The sequence below is a fragment of the Cupriavidus pampae genome (genome assembly GCF_914271485.1).
GTDB classification, from domain to species: domain Bacteria; phylum Pseudomonadota; class Gammaproteobacteria; order Burkholderiales; family Burkholderiaceae; genus Cupriavidus; species Cupriavidus pampae.
Window position 1 is genome coordinate 265054 of sequence record NZ_CAJZAG010000005.1, and the last position, 18821, is coordinate 283874.

The 18821-nt window shown below is 63.8% G+C and carries 20 protein-coding genes; 5 read left to right on the forward strand and 15 right to left on the reverse strand.

The features are described 5' to 3' along the window. Window positions 1-10 precede the first annotated feature (10 nt). The 4 genes from LDO41_RS14290 (at window position 11) to LDO41_RS14305 (ending at window position 3612) form a co-directional block, all read left to right on the forward strand. Window positions 11-1384: a pyridoxal phosphate-dependent decarboxylase family protein gene (locus LDO41_RS14290; protein WP_223989189.1), complete on the forward strand. Its 1374-nt coding sequence runs from the start codon at window positions 11-13 to the stop codon at window positions 1382-1384. An 82-nt stretch (window positions 1385-1466) separates the two neighbouring features. Beyond that, a complete protein-coding gene (locus LDO41_RS14295; protein WP_223989191.1) occupies window positions 1467-2102 on the forward strand; it encodes a hypothetical protein in 636 nt (211 codons plus the stop codon). Between the two features lie 57 nt (window positions 2103-2159). Continuing rightward, window positions 2160-2846: a cytochrome b/b6 domain-containing protein gene (locus LDO41_RS14300; protein ID WP_253074789.1), complete on the forward strand. Its 687-nt coding sequence runs from the start codon at window positions 2160-2162 to the stop codon at window positions 2844-2846. Then, on the forward strand, window positions 2836-3612 hold the full coding sequence (locus LDO41_RS14305) for a molybdopterin-binding protein (RefSeq protein WP_223989195.1): 777 nt from the start codon (window positions 2836-2838) through the stop codon (window positions 3610-3612). The genes LDO41_RS14300 and LDO41_RS14305 overlap by 11 nt, the downstream gene beginning before the upstream one ends. A 22-nt stretch (window positions 3613-3634) precedes the next feature. Here the strand turns inward: LDO41_RS14305 and LDO41_RS14310 are convergent, their stop codons facing one another. The 13 genes from LDO41_RS14310 to LDO41_RS14370 all read right to left on the reverse strand — a co-directional run bounded on the left by LDO41_RS14310 (window position 3635) and on the right by LDO41_RS14370 (window position 16573). Then, complete coding sequence (locus tag LDO41_RS14310) at window positions 3635-4504, reverse strand: type 2 periplasmic-binding domain-containing protein (protein ID WP_223989197.1); 870 nt, start codon at window positions 4502-4504, stop codon at window positions 3635-3637. Beyond that, window positions 4497-5378 carry an ABC transporter permease gene (locus LDO41_RS14315; RefSeq protein WP_223989199.1) on the reverse strand — a complete coding sequence of 294 codons (882 nt, stop codon included), beginning with the start codon at window positions 5376-5378 and terminating at the stop codon, window positions 4497-4499. The genes LDO41_RS14310 and LDO41_RS14315 overlap by 8 nt, the downstream gene beginning before the upstream one ends. Then, a complete protein-coding gene (locus tag LDO41_RS14320; RefSeq protein ID WP_223989201.1) occupies window positions 5375-6262 on the reverse strand; it encodes an ABC transporter ATP-binding protein in 888 nt (295 codons plus the stop codon). Before LDO41_RS14320 ends, LDO41_RS14315 begins: the two co-directional genes overlap by 4 nt. Continuing rightward, window positions 6259-7365 carry an ABC transporter substrate-binding protein gene (locus LDO41_RS14325; protein WP_223989203.1) on the reverse strand — a complete coding sequence of 369 codons (1107 nt, stop codon included), beginning with the start codon at window positions 7363-7365 and terminating at the stop codon, window positions 6259-6261. Before LDO41_RS14325 ends, LDO41_RS14320 begins: the two co-directional genes overlap by 4 nt. 99 nt (window positions 7366-7464) lie before the next feature. Next, window positions 7465-8232, reverse strand: coding sequence for an ABC transporter permease (locus LDO41_RS14330; protein ID WP_223989205.1), 768 nt, complete (start codon window positions 8230-8232; stop codon window positions 7465-7467). 10 nt (window positions 8233-8242) lie between these two features. Next, window positions 8243-9433, reverse strand: coding sequence for an ABC transporter substrate-binding protein (locus tag LDO41_RS14335; protein ID WP_223989207.1), 1191 nt, complete (start codon window positions 9431-9433; stop codon window positions 8243-8245). Beyond that, a complete protein-coding gene (locus LDO41_RS14340; RefSeq protein WP_223989209.1) occupies window positions 9405-10271 on the reverse strand; it encodes an ABC transporter ATP-binding protein in 867 nt (288 codons plus the stop codon). Before LDO41_RS14340 ends, LDO41_RS14335 begins: the two co-directional genes overlap by 29 nt. Further along, window positions 10268-11368: an acyl-CoA dehydrogenase family protein gene (locus LDO41_RS14345; protein ID WP_223989211.1), complete on the reverse strand. Its 1101-nt coding sequence runs from the start codon at window positions 11366-11368 to the stop codon at window positions 10268-10270. The genes LDO41_RS14340 and LDO41_RS14345 overlap by 4 nt, the downstream gene beginning before the upstream one ends. Before the next feature lie 12 nt (window positions 11369-11380). Continuing rightward, a complete protein-coding gene (locus LDO41_RS14350) occupies window positions 11381-11941 on the reverse strand; it encodes a carboxymuconolactone decarboxylase family protein (RefSeq protein WP_223989214.1) in 561 nt (186 codons plus the stop codon). A gap of 134 nt (window positions 11942-12075) precedes the next feature. Beyond that, the gene (locus tag LDO41_RS14355; RefSeq protein ID WP_223989216.1) at window positions 12076-13026 is read right to left on the reverse strand and encodes an AraC family transcriptional regulator; all 951 of its coding nucleotides are present in this window, start codon (window positions 13024-13026) and stop codon (window positions 12076-12078) included. Window positions 13027-13753: 727 nt separating this feature from the next. Beyond that, a complete protein-coding gene (locus tag LDO41_RS14360) occupies window positions 13754-14140 on the reverse strand; it encodes a hypothetical protein (protein ID WP_223989218.1) in 387 nt (128 codons plus the stop codon). Window positions 14141-14329: 189 nt separating this feature from the next. Continuing rightward, window positions 14330-15571: an MFS transporter gene (locus LDO41_RS14365; protein WP_223989220.1), complete on the reverse strand. Its 1242-nt coding sequence runs from the start codon at window positions 15569-15571 to the stop codon at window positions 14330-14332. A 105-nt stretch (window positions 15572-15676) separates the two neighbouring features. Further along, window positions 15677-16573 (reverse strand): LysR family transcriptional regulator, encoded by an 897-nt coding sequence (locus tag LDO41_RS14370; protein ID WP_223989222.1) that lies wholly within the window; start codon window positions 16571-16573, stop codon window positions 15677-15679. A 109-nt stretch (window positions 16574-16682) separates the two neighbouring features. On the opposite strand from LDO41_RS14370, the gene LDO41_RS14375 reads away from it, so the two are divergent. Further along, window positions 16683-17264 carry a GNAT family N-acetyltransferase gene (locus tag LDO41_RS14375; protein WP_223989224.1) on the forward strand — a complete coding sequence of 194 codons (582 nt, stop codon included), beginning with the start codon at window positions 16683-16685 and terminating at the stop codon, window positions 17262-17264. Here LDO41_RS14375 and LDO41_RS14380 read toward each other — a convergent pair. Both LDO41_RS14380 and LDO41_RS14385 read right to left on the reverse strand, forming a co-directional pair. Further along, a complete protein-coding gene (locus LDO41_RS14380) occupies window positions 17254-18246 on the reverse strand; it encodes an alpha/beta fold hydrolase (RefSeq protein WP_223989226.1) in 993 nt (330 codons plus the stop codon). The two genes, LDO41_RS14375 and LDO41_RS14380, sit on opposite strands and share 11 nt — an antisense overlap. A 125-nt stretch (window positions 18247-18371) precedes the next feature. Further along, window positions 18372-18818 (reverse strand): MarR family winged helix-turn-helix transcriptional regulator, encoded by a 447-nt coding sequence (locus tag LDO41_RS14385; RefSeq protein ID WP_223989228.1) that lies wholly within the window; start codon window positions 18816-18818, stop codon window positions 18372-18374. Window positions 18819-18821: the final 3 nt, after the last annotated feature.

The window sequence follows — 18821 nt, forward strand, 5'->3', positions numbered from 1 at the left end:
GGAAGCCACCATGAAAGACGTTTCGACACAGACCGTTCTGCAAGAGGCCTCCGCGCGCGCGATCGCGTACCTGCAATCGGTGCGCGAGCGCCCGATCGCGGCTTCGTCCGCTGCAGTGCGACGGCTCGATGAACTGAACCACCCACTACCGCCACAGGGCCTCGATGCCGTCGAAGTCCTGCGTCGCCTCGACGAGATCGGCTCGCCCGCGACGGTTGCCACGGCAGGCGGACGTTATTTCGGGCTGGTGATCGGCGGCGCCCTGCCCGCCACGGTGGCCGCGAACTGGCTGGCCACCGCGTGGGATCAGAACGCGTGCTTCCGCTGGACCTCGCCGATCGCGGCGACGCTGGAGGACGTGTCGCTGCAATGGCTCGGCGAGTTGTTTGGACTCCCACAAGACATCGGCGGCGCCTTTGTCAGTGGCGCCTCGATGGCCACCTTCAGCGCGCTGGCTGCCGCGCGCCACGCGCTGCTGGCACGTCAGGGCTGGGATGTGGAAGCCAAGGGCCTGTATGGCGCGCCCGAAATCCGGGTCGTGGTCAGCGACGAAGTTCACGTGACGGTGCTCAAGGCGCTATCGCTGCTTGGCCTCGGACGTGACCGCGTGCTGCGAGTACCGACCGATGGGCGTGGACGACTACGGGCGGAATGCCTGCCGGTGCTCGATGAGCGCACCATCGTATGCATTCAGGCCGGCAATGTGAACACCGGTGACTTCGATCCGGCGGCGGAAGTCTGTCGGCTTGCCACAGCGGCCGGCGCATGGGTTCACGTCGACGGGGCGTTTGGGCTCTGGGCACTCGCCAACCGCGATTTCGATACGCTCACCAACGGCCTCACCGAAGCCGACTCCTGGGCGACGGATGGCCATAAATGGCTCAATGTCCCTTACGACAACGGCGTGGTGCTGGTTCGGCATGCGGCGCACCTGAAGGCCGCGATGTCGGCGAGTGCGGCATACCTTGCGGAAGGCATTGAAACCGAGCGCCATCCATCGCACTACACCCCGGAATCGTCGCGACGGGCACGCGGCGTGGAGATATGGGCGGCGTTACTGCATCTCGGCAGTGATGGCATCGCCGATCTCGTGGCCAGATTTTGCCGTTTTGCCCGGTTGTTCGCGGAAGGCCTGTCGAGACACGGTTACGAGGTACTCAATGATGTCGTGCTCAATCAGGTGCTCGTATCCTTTGGATCGGCGGAAGCCACGCGCGCCGTGATCGACGCCTTGCAGGCCGAGGGGGTCTGCTGGTGTGGCGGAACGGAATGGCAGGGTCGCCCGGCCATGCGCATCAGCGTGGCAAACTGGGCCACCACGGAGGCTGACGTCGAACTCAGCATGCAGGCAATCGTGCGCGCCGCTAGCGCCGGGACTGCCTGAGTCAGGGGCGTTGCAGAACGCCGATAGTTTATTTACTCACCCACCCAACCAACTAGTTGGTAGCTTTCAAAGGAAGTTCAACATGCATGCTTCACGGCTTCATAAGGTTCTGACGGGCACCCTGGCAGGGGTGGCACTGACGATCGGCGGACTCACCGCCGCCAGCACGGCGAGCGCGGCGGATCAGAGCGTTCGTGTGCGCGGCACCGTCGTCTCGCTGTCGGGCGATCAGCTTCAGGTGAAATCGCGCGAAGGTCAGGCGGTCACGATCAAGCTGGCAACGGGCTGGGAAGTCTCGGCGGTCCAGCGAGCGAGCGCCAGCGATATCAAGCCGGGGGATTTCGTCGGCATCGCCTCGCTGCCCAAGTCCGAAGGCGGTGACGGCGCGCTGGAAGTGCTGATCTTCCCGCCGGCGTTGCGCGGGCGTGGCGAGGGCAGCTATGGGTGGGATCTGAAGCCCAACAGCACCATGACCAATGCAACGGTCGGGGATGCGGTCAAGTCGGTGGATGGTAGCGTCGTGACCGTCAACTACCACGGGCAGGAGAAGAAGATCTCCATTGCCAACGGTACACCGGTGGTCACGCTGGCGGCGGCGACTGCTGCCGACGTGAAGCCGGGCACGGTCGTATTCATTCCCGCACAGAAGGATGCGGCCGGCGTGTTGTCCTCGAATCGCCTGATCGTGGGCAAGAACGGCGTCGTTCCGCCCATGTAATTGACGCAACCGAGAGGACTCACTGCCATGACAGGTCAGCTTGTACGGCGACATTCCGTGGCAGTGCGCATCACCCATTGGGTAAATGTGCTCTGCCTTTCTATTCTGTTGATGAGCGGGTTGCAGATCTTCAATGCGCATCCCCGGCTCTACTGGGGCAAGTACGGCGCGGATCCGGACCCGGCGTTCATTACCATCGCGCAGGGCTTTCCGACCTGGCTGACGATCCCCTCCTATCAAGACCTCGCTTCGGGCAGAAACTGGCACTTCCTGTTTGCATGGCTGCTGGTGATCAATGGCCTGATCTATCTGGTGCATGGCTTCCTGCGTGGCCATGTTCGGCGGGATCTATGGCCGGAGCGGGACCAATTGAAGCCGCGGCATCTCTGGCAGGAAATCATGGACCACGCGCGCCTGCGTTTTCCCAAGGGCGACGAGGCGCGCCGCTATAACGCGCTGCAAAAGATGACCTATCTGCTGGTGGCGCTGGTACTGCTGCCACTGATGGTGTTGACCGGACTGACCATGTCGCCGGGCCTGGACGCGGCATTCCCGTTTCTGCCCGATCTGTTCGGCGGACGTCCCTCGGCTCGCACGCTGCATTTCATCACGGCGTCGGCGCTGGCGCTGTTTGTCGTCGTCCACGTGTTGATGGTGGTGCTGTCCGGGTTCTGGAACAACATGCGGTCGATGCTAACCGGGCGTTACGCCATCGAACACTCAGGAAGCGATCATGAAGCCTGATCTTTCACGTCGGCGCATGTTGCTGGGGCTGATGGCTGGCGCCAGTGCCCCGTTTCTGGCCGGGTGCGATCGCATGACCCAGAACGCCGAGTTCGGCGCGGTGTTACGCAACACCGAGAAGCTCACGATGGGTGCCCAGCGGTTGCTGCTTGGTGCCCACGCGCTGGCGCCGGAATACAGCGTGGCGGACCTGTCGCCGGTGTTCCGTGCCAATGGCACGCAGGAACCGGACTCCGACGAATATGCCCGCCTGCGCGAGCATGGCTTCACCGACTGGCGCCTGCAGGTGGATGGGCTCGTGCAGCAACCGCTCAGCTTGACGCTGGCCGATCTCAAGCGCCTGCCATCGCGTACGCAGATCACGCGACACGATTGCGTCGAAGGGTGGAGTGCAATCGGACAATGGCAAGGGGTGGCACTTGGACGCATTCTGGACCTTGCGCGATTGAAGCCCGGCGCGCGCTATGTGGTGTTCCACTGTGCGGACGAGTTGGAGGCTACGCTCGATGGCAGTGGCAGGTACTACGAGAGCATCGATCTGCTCGACGCCTATCATCCGCAGACCATTCTGGCCTATGCGATGAACGGCAAGGACCTGCCTGTGGCGCACGGCGCGCCGTTGCGGCTCAGGGTCGAGCGACAGCTTGGCTACAAACATGCGAAGTACCTGATGCGCATCGAGGTCGTTTCCGCGTTCGACAAGCTGTGGGGCGGGCGTGGCGGCTACTGGGAAGATCGTGGCTACGAGTGGTATGCGGGGATCTGAACTGCATACCCTCCTCACACGCTCAAGAATGGCAGACGAGGCCGTCCTGTAGCTGCGTGACCTCGAAGGCGATATCGCCGGCGCGGCGTTCGCGGGCGTGGGTCAATGCGCCGTCGGTGCGCCAGTCGCGGACGGCGCGGTCGAGCCACGCCGCGGAGGCGCGGTCTTCCACACGCATGGTGACCTCCGGGTTGCCATCGTCGGCGCTGATCTTGTCGCCGAGACGGCGATAGAAGCGCCATTCGGGCAGGCTCAGCAGACGTGCGATAACGACTTCGTCGTCGGCAAGGGCCTGGCATTCGCCGGCCATAAAGCCGGCCACCGCGCGGATGGCCGATGGGTAGAGGCGTGGGACGACGCCGGTGCGTTGCGCCAGCGTCGTGACATACGGGCTGCCCTGTGGGACGCAGACTTCGCGCTGTGCGAGATCACGTACATGCGTGTAGGCGCTGCCGCGCAGCACCACCAGTGCGCCGGTGCCGCCGGTGTACGGGGTGGCGACGGCATTGGCCCGCACCGCGCGAGCGCCGGCCAGATTGAGGTCGGCGAGGTCGGCGGTGCCGCTCTGTCTGTCTGTGACGATGCGCAGGTTCACCTGCAGGCGATCGGCCAGATAGCGCGCGGCCGCCACGTCGAAGGCATCGGGTTCCGCGGGCGATGGTTGTCCCGGTGGCGCTGGGCGCGCGTATTCGCGGACGCCGACCACGAGTTCGCCTTTGGCGCGGACAGCGTCGAGCAGCGGCCCGGCCGGTGCGCGGGCGCCATGTACCAGCAATGCGGCGGCAAACGCCAACGCCCCGGCGAGCGCCAGCGCCACGGCGACGCGGCCCACGCGGCTTCGCAACCAGCTACCGCGCGTGGGCAGTGCCCATGCGATCGATCCCTCAGCCATTGAGCGTCAGCCCCCGCCTCCAACGCGTCAGACGTCGCTCGATCAGCGCCAGCACATAGTTGAGCGCAAGGCCCAGCAGAGCCAGCAGCAGAATGCCCGCGTACATCGTCGGAATCTGGAACACTTCCTGCGAGTTCAGCGTCAGGAAGCCGAGCCCCGAATGCGCGCCGATCATTTCGGCGGCAACGAGCGCGGTAATGCAGTACGTCCCGGCCAGGCGGATGCCCGTGAAGATCGACGGCGACGCCGCCGGCAGGACCACCTTGGTGAACACGAACAACTGCGACGCACCCATCGAGCGAGCCGAATCGATCAGCAACCGGTCCACCTGCCGCACACCGCTGATCGTGCTCAGCAATACCGGCCAGAACGACGCCCAGAAGATGATCGCGACCTTTGACGTCTCGCCGATGCCGAGGAACAGGATAAACACCGGGAACAGCGCGAACGCCGAGGTCTGCCGGAACAGTTGCAGGATCGGATCGACAATCGCCTCGAAGCGCTTGAACCAGCCCATCAACAGACCCAGCGTGACGCCGAGCCCGATCGCCGACAACAGGCCCCAAAGCGAACGCTGCAAGCTCGCGAACAGATGCTTCCACAACTCGCCGCTGCCGATCAGCTGGAAGATGGTGACGATGATTTGCGACGGCGGACTCAGATACGCCTCGCTGACGATGCCCAGCCGCGGCACGAGCTCCCACAGGACAAGGAAGCCGACGATGCCGAGCAAACCCAGCGCGCGATCGCCGAGCGCGGACCTGCCCGCCAGCTTGATGGCAACCGATGGCACGGCGGCACGTGCAGTGGCCGGTTTTCCGCTCGCGGCGGCAACCGCTTCCGCCCCCGCAGTCGATTCGATCGTGGTACTCATGACGAAACCTTTGCAATGGCCGGCGCCGCGTTGGCGCGCTCGGACGGATTGGCGGTGGCACCGAGCGGGCGCGGCACGCTGGCCGGGTTGCCCAACTGCACCTCGTCCTTGAGAATCTCCCACGCCTGCTGACGCAGCCGCACGAACGCCTCGGAATTGCGTACCTCGGCCGCGCGCGGGCGCGGCAGCGGGACGTCGATGATCTGCTTGATCGTGCCCGGGCGCCGCGTCATCACGGCAATGCGGTCCGACAGGAAGATCGCCTCGTCGAGGCTGTGCGTGATGAACACAATGGTCTTGCGCGTCTGCTCCCAGATGCGCAGCAGCTCGCCCTGCAGGATCTCGCGCGTCTGCGCGTCGAGTGCCGCGAACGGTTCGTCCATCAGCAGCACTTCCGGCTTGTAGGCCAGCGACCGCGCGATGGCCACGCGCTGCTTCATGCCACCCGAGATCTCGTGCGGAAAGCGCTCGCCGAAGCCGGTCAGGCCGACCAGATCCAGATATTCCTCCGCAATACGGCGGCGTTCCACACGCCCTACCCCACGAATCTCGAGACCGACCTCGATGTTCGCCAGCACCGTGCGCCACGGAAACAGCGCATAGCCCTGGAACACCACGCCCTGCGCGGGATGAATGCCGCGCAGTGGCTGGCCATCGACCGAGATGCTGCCGCCGGTGCGATCGGTCAGCCCCGCCAGAATGCTCAGAAACGTCGATTTGCCGCAACCGGACGGCCCGAGGATCGAGATGAATTCGCCCTCGCGGATATCGAGGTCGAAGTCGCGCAGCACCGTAAGCGCGTCGGTACGGCCCGCTTCATTGCGCACGGCATAGTCCATGCGCACGTCGCGCGCGACGATCTTGTGAGGACGCGGATCGGTCATGCCTTGGCCGCGGCCCGATCCTGGGCATAGGGATTGAACGCGTTGGTGTAGATGTCCTTGGCGGCGACCTTGCCCTTGGCGAGCTTGCCTTCCGCTTCCAGCACGTCGATGTAATACTGGATCGGCGGCTCGGTCACCACGAGGTTGTCGACATATGCATAGCGATCGACGAACTCGAGTTGCAGGTTGATGCGCTTCGACACCAACTGGCGTGCGTCTTCCGGATGCTCGTTGACCCAGTTCGCGGCCTTCGCCAGCGCGGTCACCACGTCCTTCACCGACTCCGGATGTTCGCGAATAAACTTGCCGTGCGCGCTGTACGGCTGCATGCCGCCGAGGCCACCGTCGAGGTCGAAGTCGCTCCACAGGCGTACGAGCTTGTCGGCATGATCGGCACGGCCCGAGAACGGCGCGTGAATGATCGCGAGGTCGGTGTTACCCGTGGCGAGCGTCTGCTCGGCCTGGTCATCGGGGATCACGACGAAGTTGATCTTCGTGACATCGACGCCCTTCTGGCGCAGGAATGTCTTGGTGACGAACTCCGCGCAGGCGCCAAAGCTGTTGATGCCGATGGTCTTGCCTTCGAGATCCTTGGGCGCGCGAATGCCGGAGTCCTTGCGCACGAAGTACTTCATGTGCGGCGCATCCTGCAGCGTCTTGTTGCCGGCCGCGACCACCTTGATATCGGCGCCGCTGGCCACGGCGGAGATCACAAGCGGCACCATGCGCGAGCCGAAGTCGATCTCGCCGGTACCGGTCAGTGGAATGATCTGCGGCGCGGCGACCTTGCCGATGTACTTCGGGCGCGTATTGGTGCCATCGAAGTAGCCGAGCTGATCGGCCAGATAGACGAGGTCGAACGTCGGGTTGTCCGGATAGCGGAACTCGACCTTCTCGCCGGCCTTGCTGATAACGGCGGGCGCTTCCGGGGTTTTTGCCGCAGCGGCCTTGTTGTCACCGCCCTCGCGCGAGCACGCGGCGAGCAACGAACCAGCGGAGCCCGCGAGCGCGAGCGATGCAAGTTGCCTGAGGGCGACGCGGCGGGCAGGCAGCGGGGAGTGAGCTTCGGACATCGACGTGATTTCCTGAATGATGGGCAGCATTCAGTATCCTGTGCGGCCATATGTCGCACAACGAACGGTTTCGTCTATCGATATGTTGGGGCCATGTTGGGGCCATGTTGGGCCGATCCCCCCCCGCCGTTACCCCGGTACCCACCATTTGTGCAGACGCCGTGCGGCGCTGTCGAGCGCGAACCCCAGTGCACCAATCACCAGCACGGTGGCCAGCAATTCGGAGTAAGCGAGCCGGTCGCGCGTATCGAGGATGAAGTAGCCCAGCCCCGCGTTCACGCCCAGCATCTCCGCTGGCACCAGCACGATCCACACAATGCCGATGGCAAGACGCAGGCCCGTGAGCACGTTGCCGAGCACGCCGGGCAGGATCACGCGCCACAGAGTTTCCGCGCGCGTCGCGGCCAGGCTGCGCGCGAGCATCAGCCAGCGCGCATCGAGCTGACGCACGCCAGCAGCGGTGGCCAGCAGGATCGGCCACACACCGGCAAAGGCAACGAGGAACAGCACGGGATTGTCGCCAACGCCGAGCACCATCACCACCAGCGGCATCCACGACAGCGGCGAGATCATGCGCAGGAACTGAAACGCCGGCGACAGCGCCGCATCGGCATGATGCGCCGCGCCGATCAGCAGGCCCAGCGGTACGCCGGCCGCGAGTGCAAGCGCGAGACCGATCAGCACGCGCCGCAGGCTGACCCATATGTGCACGAGGAAATCGGGCTGGCGCAGCAACTCCCACACGCTCTCGAACGTCGGGATCGGCGCAAAGCGCGCCGCCAGACCGTCCGCACCGCGTGTGGCCAGCCACCACGCCAGCACCAGTGCCACGAGACCGCCAAGGCCGAGCCGCGCATGCGCGGTGCGGGACCAGAGCGTGGCCGTCGTCGCCGTCATCGTGCCTCCTTCATGCTGCAATCTCTTCCTGACGCGTGAACGATTCGGAGATGCCGAATGCCTTGAGGCCGCCCACCGACTCGATGCTGCGACGCACGAAGCGGTCATCGACGAGTTCGCGCGCCGCGCGCTGCGGATCGAGCGATGCGAGGAACGTGCTGTTGCCCTCGATCAGCGTGCCCTTGAGCCGCCGCACGAGTTCCTCGGTATAGCTCGGATACGGATACGGCTGGAAGTCGATGCGCTTCTCGTTCCAGTTGGCATGCTTGATAGCGCCGCTGGCGAGGTAGCGGCCATGATCCGACGGATCGGGCGCGAGCACCTTGCGTAGCGCTTCCAGCGAATGCGGTGTGTAGCGGTTGGCACCCTCTTTAGACAGCAGCGATGCCGCTTCCGCGCGATTGTCCTGCGTCCAGCGTTGCGCCTTGACGATCGCGTTGACGACCTTCTGCGACCACTCGGGACGCTTGTCCAGGTCGTTCTGATGCATGAACACCACGCAGCATGCATGGTTGCGCCAGACGTCACCGGTAAAGCGCAGGATCTTGCCGATCTTGAGCGTCTCCGCGGCGGCGTTGAACGGCTCGGCCACGATATACCCTTCGATCTGGCGCGACGCCAGCGCGGGCGGCATATCCGATGGCGCCATCACGGTCAGGTTGACCTCATTGGCGGCGATGGTGCCGGTTTTGCGCGACACCGGCGTCAGCCCATCCTGCTTGAGCATGGTCTGCAGCACGACGTTGTGAATCGAATACCAGAACGGAATCGCCACGGTCTTGCCACCGAGATCGCGCAGCGAGTTGACCTGCGGCGCCACCGTCAGGCCCGAGCCACCGACGTGATTCCACGCGACCACCTTGGCCGGCACCTGGCTGCCGAAGCGGGCCCATACCGTCATCGGCGACAACAGGTGTACCACGTTGACCTGACCCGAGATAAACGCTTCCACCAGTTGCGCCCAGCTACGCAGCAATGTCGGCTTCTCCGCGCGCACGCCTTCCTGATCGAAGTAGCCGTTGTTGTGCGCCACCAGCAGCGGCGTGGCATCGGTGATCGGCAGATAGCCGATGCGCACCGGTGCGTCCGGCTCCGCGGCGGCACGTGCGTTCAACGAATTGAGCAATGGCAGCGCGCCGCCGGCCGTGAACAGCGCCGACAGCTTGAGCCATTCACGCCGCGACATTGGTACCTGGCACATGATTTCCCTCGTCTGAATGGATGGAAGACTGTTGTTGTAGGGCGCGCGGGGCGCCGGTTTGTACTAACTCGCGCAGACCACGCACGAGTTCCACGCGCAGCGCGCCCATCGCTTCTACCTGCGCCTCGCGCGGATGCGGCAGCGTGACGTGCCAGGTGTGCGCGATGCGCGCCGGCTCGTTCTCGCGTCCGCCAAGCAGCACCACGCGATCGGACAGCAGCAGCGCCTCGTCGAGGTCGTGCGTGATCAGCAGCGTGGCGGGCCGATGGACACGCACGATGTCGCGCAGCAACGTCTGCATGTCCGCGCGCGTGATCTCGTCGAGCGCGCCGAATGGTTCATCGAGCAGCAGCACGCGCGGCTGGCGTGCCATGCAGCGCGCGAGGGCCACACGCTGCGCCATGCCGCCGGAAATCTGTGCCGGAAAAAGATGCCGCGCATGCGAGAGACCCACCGCTTCGAGCATGCGGGCGACGCGGTCATGCCGCTCCTTGCGGGTGGTAGCGGGCTGCCGGCGGAAATCGAGACCGAAAGCGACGTTGTGTTCGACCGATAGCCATGGCAACAGGCAGGCATCCTGAAACGCCACCGCGATATCGGGATGCGGGCCGGTCAGCGCGGCATCGCGCATCCGCACGCGGCCTGACGATGCGGTCTGTAGCCCGGCCAGAATGCGCAACAGGCTCGATTTACCCGCGCCGCTCGGACCGACCACCGACACGATCTCGCCCGCACGCAGCGCGAGATCGATGCCGGCAAACACATCGCGGCCGTCATACGACAGCGAGACCGCTTCGGTCCGCAACAGCGGGCCAGTTACCGTGTCCGCCGCGCTCACGCGACTTTCCGCTGACGTGCCTCGGCCAGCGCGGTGCGCAGTTGCACGAGGCTTGGCGTGACAATCGGCAGGAACGATGCCTCGCGCCAACGGCGTGCGAGACCGCCGTCGCGGCCAACCATGTAACCTGCTCCGCCGCGCGCCTGCACTTCGAGTTGCGTCGCGGCGATAGCGGTATCGACCAGACCGATGCGCAGTTCAAACAGTCCGCGTGGCGCGGTCTCGAAGACGCGGGACTCGATGCCCTCGCTCAGCAGACGGGTCTGCTCGTCGAGCGTAATGGCCAGTGCGTCGAGTTCGTCGGAGAGGATCGAGCGCCCCGCTTCGCCGCGTTCGCGCGCGCCGGCGATGGAACGTTGTGCAAGGCCGATCGACAGGCCGCATTGCATGCCGAGAAATGCGGGTCGCACGCGCGGCAGATAGTCGTGCGCATCGTCGTGCAGCAGGTATTCGCGTGCCAGTCTGGCGTCGGTGAAGCGCAGCGAGGCGGTGCTGCTGCCGCGCAGGCCGACGAGGTCGAGGTCCGGGCTGCGGGTGACGCCGGGGGCGTCGTGCGGGATGGCGTAGACGCCGGGGCGACCCGAGCCGTTATCGTCGGCCGCCACTGCCACGGCAAAGTTGTTCTTTACCAGGTTCGTCGCCCATGGCACCTGACCATTGGCGATCCATCCTTCGGGCGTCGGCTCCAGCTGCGTCTGCAGCGACTCGATGCCGCCGAGGTACTTCATCGCGTTGGACAGACCGGTCGCGCCCGCGAACGTACCGTCGAGCAGCGGCGGCAGCCAGCGCGCGGCCAGTACATCGTTGGGGGATTGCAGCAGATACTCGATGAAGACGCGCTGGGCCCAGAACACGAAGCCCGCAGCCTGCGAATGCGCGGCGGTTGCCGCGATGGCGAGCACAGCATCGGTGGTGGTGCCACCCGTGCCGCCGCGCGCGGCCGGCACGCCGATGCGGAACAAGCCGGCGCGCGCAAGCGTGCTCAGGAGCTCCGCCGGTGCGTCGGAGGCATTGCGGTCACCGGACGCGTGGGTCCCGCGATCCAATGCTTCGGCATGGGTATCGAGCCAGCCGGCGATATCTTCACTGAGCTTCATGGCGGGTATCGTTCAGGCGTTAGGAGGCGTCCAGCGATACGGCTCGAGCTGGCTGTTCAGCGGCGACTGCGCGAGGTTGTTGCCGAAGTTGCACAGCGTGGCCAGGCTCACGCCCAGCACGACTTCCAATGCTTGCTGATCGTTGTAACCGGCTTGATGGAACGCTTGCAGATCGGCATCGGGCACCGCGCCACGGTCGCGAATGACTGCGCGGGTAAAGTCTGCCACAGCGTTCAAACGTACGTCGTCCACCGGCGCCTGCGTGCGCAGCGCATCTACCTGCTCTTGCGGCAGATTGGCTTTCTTCAGCGCTACGGCCGTGTGGCCGGCCACGCAGAAACCGCAGCCGTGCGTAGCGGCGGCGGTGATCTGCACCACTTCGCGTTCGGCCAGCGTCAGCGAGCTGCGTGCGTTGATACCGGAGACCGTCAGGTACGTTTCAAGCGCCACGGGCGCGTTGGATAGCGCGGCGATCAGGTTCGGCAGGTAACCGTTATTGGCGATCGCGCGTTCGATAAAAGGGCGGCTTGCTTCGGGGGCCGATTCCAGGGTCTGCAGGGGGAGGCGACTCATGGCATATCCATCAGCGATTGAACATGACTTGAGTGTCGTCGACGCTCGACATGTCTGCCATGTGCAAACGTATGGGTTTCGTGCTATTTCGTCTGCGGCTTTGTATGGGCGATGTATGGAATCCGCGGACCTGATCAGGCCGCGTCGCTGATCAGACTGTCGTTTGCCACGCCATCGGCGGCGCGACGACGCCATGCGCCCGGCCATGCGCCAGTGGTCTTGCGGAAGGCCTTCGCGAACGCGGCCTCCGAGGCATAGCCAACCTGCTCCGCCACCTGCGCCACGCTGCGGCGGTCATCGAGCAGCCGCGCCGCGATCTTCATGCGCAGCAGCAACAGGAATGCGGCAGGGGTCTCGCCGCACACCGTCGCAAAGCGCTTGCAGAACGTAGCGCGCGACATGTGGACGCGCTCGGCCATCGACTCGATGGACCAATGCTGCTCGGGGTGCCGGATCAGCTCGAGCACGAGCGAGGAGAATTCCGCGCTACGCAGCATCGGCCACAGCCCGCGTGCCACGTCCTCGCGCGCGGCGAGTTCGCGCACCATGTAGAAGAACAGCAACTCCACCAGCCGCGCAATCAGCGGCGAGGGTTCCGCGCCACCCTGTTCAGCTTCGTTGACGATCAGATCGAACAGTGCGCGCGTGCCCTGCACCGAGGGGTCGTCGGCACGCAGTACAAGGTAGTCGGGGAACGGAGCCAGCAGCGCTTCGGCGAGGCCCGGACGGAAATCGAAGAAGCCACAGGCAAGGCCGGTGGCACCGGCCTGAGCGCCTGCCAGCACGCGATCAAGTGGCTGCATCGCGGCTTCGGGACGGCAGGCTTCGGCCTGCTCGAACGGCCCGAGATGATGGGGCACATCGCGCAGGAAAAACACCGCGTCACCAGGAGAAAGCCTGAGCGGCGGCTCGCGATCGGGCAGATGCAGCCAGCACTCGCCGTGCAGCACAAGGTGGTAACCCGCCCGCGAACGCCCCGCCACGGAGGCGCGCCAGCTGCCGCAATACTGACCGATATGGAACAGCGTGGTCTCGAGTTCGAGACTGTTCAGTACCCAATGGATGATGCGGTCGTTATTCAGCATGACGATTAACATCGGCGCGCCTGACGCACCAATGCCAGCTTGGCAGGCTTTACAGCCTAGCAAACGCCGCCATGGATGCGAACGATCATGTCGTCATGTCGATATGCGGAAAATCGTGGATGATGTCTACGTCTGCCCTCCAACTTCCTGCTCCCGTCTCTCACAAGCGCCACCTTCTCGAAACGCCTTGTGATCTTCGTTCCGCTATCACATGAGTCTCTTCTCAAACCTCATACTTGAGCTCTTCCAACATGAATCCGCATGCTTCATCCTCAGTTCGGAACTCTCGCATCGAACGCTCCGCGCCTCGTTCCACATAAAATATGTGCCACTTATCTTGACGAAACTCCAGACAAAGCCGTTCGTCTCTCCATCCGGTCAACGAGTAGACACGTTGCGGTACACCTAAACGGTCCAACTCTGCCTTCAACTCTTTGGTGTTCACTCTGACCTCCTCAGTGCGGGAGGAGACTCGTCAGCCCAATCCGCAGGGCAATGCACATCCTTTGCGACACCACAAAGAAACTTCAGAAGGGATGCTTCCGCACGCGTTATTGCTCTCCAACTCATTTCACTCCCGGTACCGCAATACGACCTACGTTTACGTTGCCATCAAATCCGGTGAAGCCAACGAAATCGACAGTTTTGCCACTCATAAACATCAGACCCGAATTGGGAGCAGCTAACCGCGATCGGAACTGCTAAAAAAATTCCCTGCGCCCCCACCTTATTTATTATAAATTACCAACGGAGGGGTTATACAAATTACATTAACGACATCATCCACCAGAACAATAATATAGTGACTAATTTTTTCTTCGATTTTAACCCCACACCCCTCATCAATAAACCACCTCAACAACGAAGATTTTTTCGCTCTAATAATTACAGCCCTTCCCAATACACCTGCCTCGCGCATTCCTCCTAGGGTTCGCAACGCATCGCCTTCGTCTTGTTTACTGAAGAAAATATAATCATCAAAGACAACGCAAACCATACGCCCATCTGCACCCATGATCTCCAACACGAGCTTCCCATTCTCATCTCTCAGCGAGGACAGTTCATAGGGAAGCGAATGCAAACTTGAGTCGGCAACAATCGAATAATCTGTCATGGTTCGTATCGGATCTTTTGTTTATTCTTGCCATCTTGAATCTCGAGCGTGGGCCGTCCGTCCGAACTATCAGTCTTTTTATTTCCACATACTTCAACGCCGCAAGAGCATAGAACCGCCACACCGCCTCTGGCTATAGCAAAACGCCGATATCGTGCGCCTGGCTGGAATGCAGCATGTCTTGTCTATTTAAGCGCGCGCGGCCACTATCCGACGCGAAGACGACAGCGATACCGCATACACCAGCAAACCACCAATCGCCAGCACGAGGCCGACCCAGCCGGTGGAGGTCCAGCCGTAGCCTGCGCTGATGGTCACGCCGCCGAGCCATGCGCCGAGGGCATTGGCCATGTTGAATGCCGAGTGGTTCAGCGCCGCTGCCAGCGTCTGCGCTTCGCCAGCCACGTCCATCAGGCGGATCTGCAGTGCCGGTCCGATCGCGACGATGGTGCCGATCAGCAGCACGTTGGCCGAGGCCAGCCACGCATGCGGTGCGGTGTAGACGAACAGCCCAAGCACCAGCGCCGACCATGCGAGCAATCCGCCAATGGTTGGCATCAGCGCTTTGTCCGCGAGGCGCGAGCCGATCAGGTTGCCGCCCACCATGCCGACACCGAACAGCGCGAGCACGAATGGGATGCTGTCCACCGATACATGCGCCACTTCCAGCATGGTCGGCTTGATATAGCTGAATACGGCGAACATGCCACCAAAGCCGATCGCACCGATGCCGAGGGTCAGCCATACCTGCTTGCGTGCCAGCGCCGACAACTCGCGCAACGGGCTCGCGAGGCGATCGCCTGCAACGAACGGCACCCAGCGCCAGACCAGCACCACCGTCAGCACGCCAATTGCGCCGACGAGTGCGAAGGCTGAACGCCAACCGAGCCATTGGCCGATGGCCGCCGCGATCGGCACGCCGATCAGCGTAGCGGTGGTCAGGCCTAACATCACCAGCCCTACCGCCTGCGCGCGCGCATGGCGCGGCACGAGATTCGCGGCCACCAGCGCTGCCACGCCGAAGAACGTGCCATGCGGAAAGCCCGTGAGCAATCGCGCGATCAGCATCGACCCGTAGTCGGGCACCACCGCGCTGGCGAAATTGCCGATCGCGAACACGGTCATCAGCGCCAGCAGCAGATTGCGCCGCGGCCAGCGCGCGCCGAGCACCGCGAGCAGCGGCGCGCCGATCACGACGCCCAGCGCATAGGCACTGATCAGATGGCCCGCTTCCGGAATGGAGATTCCCAGATCGCGCGCGGCATCGGGCAGCAGGCCCATGATGACGAACTCGCCGGTGCCGATGGCAAAACCGCCCACACCGAGCGCCAGCAAGGCCTTGCGGGCCGTCGTGCGGTCGGGTGCGTCAGTCGAAGTGGCGGAAGCGAGGCGGTCTGTGGTGTCGTTTGTATTGTCTGGAGTCACTACCATGAGCAAAGAGAGAGATCGCAAATAACGTTATGCCGTGCGTAGTACCGTGCTCCAATCCGGCGCCGCCAGCTTTTTTATCGTCATGTTCCCTTGGACGGGAAGCCGCTATTGTCCGACAAATGCGCGATTGGTGCCGACGCCCTTCAATGCGCGATACACCTCGGCCAGCCCCGCGTGCAGTCGCTTGTCGCGCCGGATTACCACCGCGAGCCCACGATGCAGCCGTGGCGACAGTGGCCGCACCACCACGTCGGCAGGGGGCTGGCGCACCGCCATGCCCGGCAGAATCGCGCAACCGAGCCCTGCGGCGACCAGCGCCTTGATCGCTTCCACGCTACCCAGCGACATCACGGGCCGGATGCTGGCACCGCCGCGCGCGATCCATGTATCGGCAATGCGCCGGGTATTGCCGCCCTCGAACAGCAGCACCGGTCGCGTGGCCAGCGCCGCCGCGGTGATGCGCGCGGGCAGCGCCATGTTTGCGGGTGCCATCAGCACGAACTCGTCCTCCATGACTGGCGTGATGTCCAGACTGCGGCCGGTGACTGGCAGCGTGACCAGCGCGAGATCCAGCAGGTTGTCCTCGACCGCCTTGACGATATCGGCGGTGTTGCCGACGGTCACCGCGATCTCGAGGTCCGGATGACGCTGGCGCAGGTCCTTGAGCAACGGCGGCAGCAGGAAGATGCAGGCCGTGGCGCCCGTGCCGATGCGCACCGGGCCCGCCGCCACGCCGGTCCGGCGCGTCACGGCGTCGATCGCCACGTCTACCGCTGTCTCGATGCTCGCCGCGTGCGCGAGCAGCTCCGCGCCGGCCGCCGTCACGCGCGCCTGGCGCCCCACGCGTTCCAGCAGCGTGGCGCCGAGGCTGCGTTCGAGCTGGCGGATCTGCTGGCTCACCGCCGGCTGCGTCAGATCGAGCCGCTGTGCGGCGGCCGAGAAGCTGCCGTGCTCCACCACGGTGATGAACGTGCGCAGGTAGTCGAGGTTCAAGCGTTTCAAGTGGGCGCCTTTGTTGTCAAACAATTACTTATACATTGCATCAATGGATGAAGCTTCATTTATGGTATCGATTGAGGCAAGATGCGACAACGCCTGTCTCCAACCGATCATGTCCACCGCTGCCGCCTCCCTCGATATCGCTACCCGTACCGTCGTGCACGTGCGCGACGCCACCGACGACGACATGGACGCCATTCAGGCCATTTACGCGCACCACGTGCTGCATGGGATCTCAAGCTTCGAGGAAGTGCCGCCGACTGTTGACGACATGCGTGCCCGCCGCGCCGGCGTGCTCGGCCATGGGCTACCCTATCTGGCCGCCGAGCTGGATGGCCGCGTGGTGGGCTATGCCTATGCCACGCCGTACCGGCCCCGCGCGGCGTACCGTTTTACGGTGGAAGATTCGGTGTATGCGGCCGATGGGCTCGCGGGACGCGGCATCGGCAGTGCGCTGATGGCCGAACTGATCGCGCGCTGCGAACAAGGGCCGTGGCGGCAGATGATTGCCGTCATCGGCAACAGCGGCAATGTGGGCTCGCGCGCGTTGCACGCACGGCACGGCTTCACGTACGTCGGCACACTCGCCAACGCGGGCTTCAAGTTTGGCGGGTGGGTCGATACCGTGCTGATGCAGCGACCGCTCGGCGAAGGCGCGCGGTCGCTGCCATCAGGCAAGAGCGTTAGCTCTTGATAAACGTCAGCAGGTCGTTGTTGAAGCGTTCCTTGTGCGTGTCGGTCAGACCGTGCGGCGCACCGGGATAAACGATCAGCTTCGAGTTCTTCACGAGCTTGTGCGAAGCGCGACCGGCGGCGTCGATCGGCACGATCTGGTCGTCATCGCCGTGGATGACCAGCGTGGGCTTGTCGATCTTCTTGAGGTCCTCGGTGAAGTCGGTTTCCGAGAAGGCCTTGATCGAATCGTACGTATTCTTGTGGCCGCCCTGCATGCCCTGCGCCCACCACCAGTCGATCAGGCCTTGCGACACCTTTGCGCCGGGACGGTTGAAGCCATAGAACGGACCCGACGGAATATCGCGATAGAACTGCGAACGATTGGCGAGTTGCGCGCTGCGCAGGCCATCGAATACTTCGATCGGCAGACCGCCCGGATTCGCGGCCGTCTTCAACATCTGCGGCGGCACGGCTGACACCAGCACTACCTTCGCCACCCGCGAGGTGCCGTGGCGGCCGATATAGCGCGCCACTTCACCGCCACCGGTCGAGAAGCCCACCAGGATCACGTTCTTCAGGTCCAGTGTCTCGATTACGGTCGCGAGGTCGTCGGCGTAGTGATCCATGTCATTGCCGTTCCACGGCTGGCTCGAGCGGCCATGGCCGCGCCGATCGTGAGCCACCGCGCGGAAGCCGTTGCTGGCCACGTGCAGCATCTGCGATTCCCAACTGTCCGACGACAACGGCCAGCCATGGCTGAACACGACGGGCTGGCCCGTGCCCCAGTCCTTGTAGTGCAGCTGGACGCCATCCTTGGTCGTAATCGTTTCACCGCCATTGGCACCTGCCGCGGCCGCCCTGACACCGGGCTGTCCCGCCGCGCTCGCGACCACCGCCTGCGTGGCCAGCAGCGCGCCGGCGGCCCCGAGGGCGCTACCGAGCAACAGGGAACGACGGGCAGGTACCGCTACGGTTTCGTTGCTTTCGTTCTTCTTGGACATGATGGGCTCCGTTTAATATCGCACGTCTTTATATCGCACGCGATATTTATGCTTCAAAAAAAATGCCTTGGTGGTTATCCGCCACGTCCGGCACGCGCTGTCTTCTGCTACTCGTACGTTTTCAATCAGGCGTAATCGCTGAGGCTGCCGCGCAAGCTCAGCATCCGGTTCCGCATCTCGCGAATATCCGCTGCGCTGAGGCCCGTGGCTTCCGCCACGCATGCCGGAATGCCCGCGGCCTTCTCGCGCAGCGCCTCACCCTGTTTAGTCAGCGTCACGATGACCTGCCGCTCATCGGCCGTCGATCGTGTCCGCTTGACCAAACCCTGCGCTTCCAGCCGCTTGAGCAACGGCGTGAGCGTAGTGGTCTCCAGCGCGAGGCGTTCGCAGATCTCGGAGACATTGACGCCTTCCTTCTCCCACAACACCAGCAGCACCAGATACTGGGGATAGGTCACGTCCAGCTGTCGCAGCAACTTGCGATACACCTTGTTGAAGCTCAGCGATGTGGAATACACGGCGAAGCACAGCTGCGCGTCGAGCGCCAGGGCATTCGATTCGGGCCGTTTCATCGT

Excerpts from the sequence above, each read along its gene's own strand:
- LDO41_RS14335 (WP_223989207.1), bottom strand. The coding sequence starts at position 9,433 with ATGTGCCAGGTACCAATGTCGCGGCGTGAATGGCTCAAGCTGTCGGCG.
- LDO41_RS14310 (WP_223989197.1), bottom strand. The coding sequence starts at position 4,504 with ATGGCTGAGGGATCGATCGCATGGGCACTGCCCACGCGCGGTAGCTGG.
- LDO41_RS14345 (WP_223989211.1), bottom strand. The coding sequence starts at position 11,368 with ATGAAGCTCAGTGAAGATATCGCCGGCTGGCTCGATACCCATGCCGAA.
- LDO41_RS14315 (WP_223989199.1), bottom strand. The coding sequence starts at position 5,378 with ATGAGTACCACGATCGAATCGACTGCGGGGGCGGAAGCGGTTGCCGCC.
- LDO41_RS14330 (WP_223989205.1), bottom strand. The coding sequence starts at position 8,232 with ATGACGGCGACGACGGCCACGCTCTGGTCCCGCACCGCGCATGCGCGG.
- LDO41_RS14385 (WP_223989228.1), bottom strand. The coding sequence starts at position 18,818 with ATGAAACGGCCCGAATCGAATGCCCTGGCGCTCGACGCGCAGCTGTGC.
- LDO41_RS14290 (WP_223989189.1), top strand. The coding sequence starts at position 11 with ATGAAAGACGTTTCGACACAGACCGTTCTGCAAGAGGCCTCCGCGCGC.
- LDO41_RS14350 (WP_223989214.1), bottom strand. The coding sequence starts at position 11,941 with ATGAGTCGCCTCCCCCTGCAGACCCTGGAATCGGCCCCCGAAGCAAGC.
- LDO41_RS14325 (WP_223989203.1), bottom strand. The coding sequence starts at position 7,365 with ATGCTGCCCATCATTCAGGAAATCACGTCGATGTCCGAAGCTCACTCC.
- LDO41_RS14305 (WP_223989195.1), top strand. The coding sequence starts at position 2,836 with ATGAAGCCTGATCTTTCACGTCGGCGCATGTTGCTGGGGCTGATGGCT.
- LDO41_RS14360 (WP_223989218.1), bottom strand. The coding sequence starts at position 14,140 with ATGACAGATTATTCGATTGTTGCCGACTCAAGTTTGCATTCGCTTCCC.
- LDO41_RS14380 (WP_223989226.1), bottom strand. The coding sequence starts at position 18,246 with ATGTCCAAGAAGAACGAAAGCAACGAAACCGTAGCGGTACCTGCCCGT.
- LDO41_RS14375 (WP_223989224.1), top strand. The coding sequence starts at position 16,683 with ATGTCCACCGCTGCCGCCTCCCTCGATATCGCTACCCGTACCGTCGTG.
- LDO41_RS14295 (WP_223989191.1), top strand. The coding sequence starts at position 1,467 with ATGCATGCTTCACGGCTTCATAAGGTTCTGACGGGCACCCTGGCAGGG.
- LDO41_RS14355 (WP_223989216.1), bottom strand. The coding sequence starts at position 13,026 with ATGCTGAATAACGACCGCATCATCCATTGGGTACTGAACAGTCTCGAA.
- LDO41_RS14320 (WP_223989201.1), bottom strand. The coding sequence starts at position 6,262 with ATGACCGATCCGCGTCCTCACAAGATCGTCGCGCGCGACGTGCGCATG.
- LDO41_RS14365 (WP_223989220.1), bottom strand. The coding sequence starts at position 15,571 with ATGGTAGTGACTCCAGACAATACAAACGACACCACAGACCGCCTCGCT.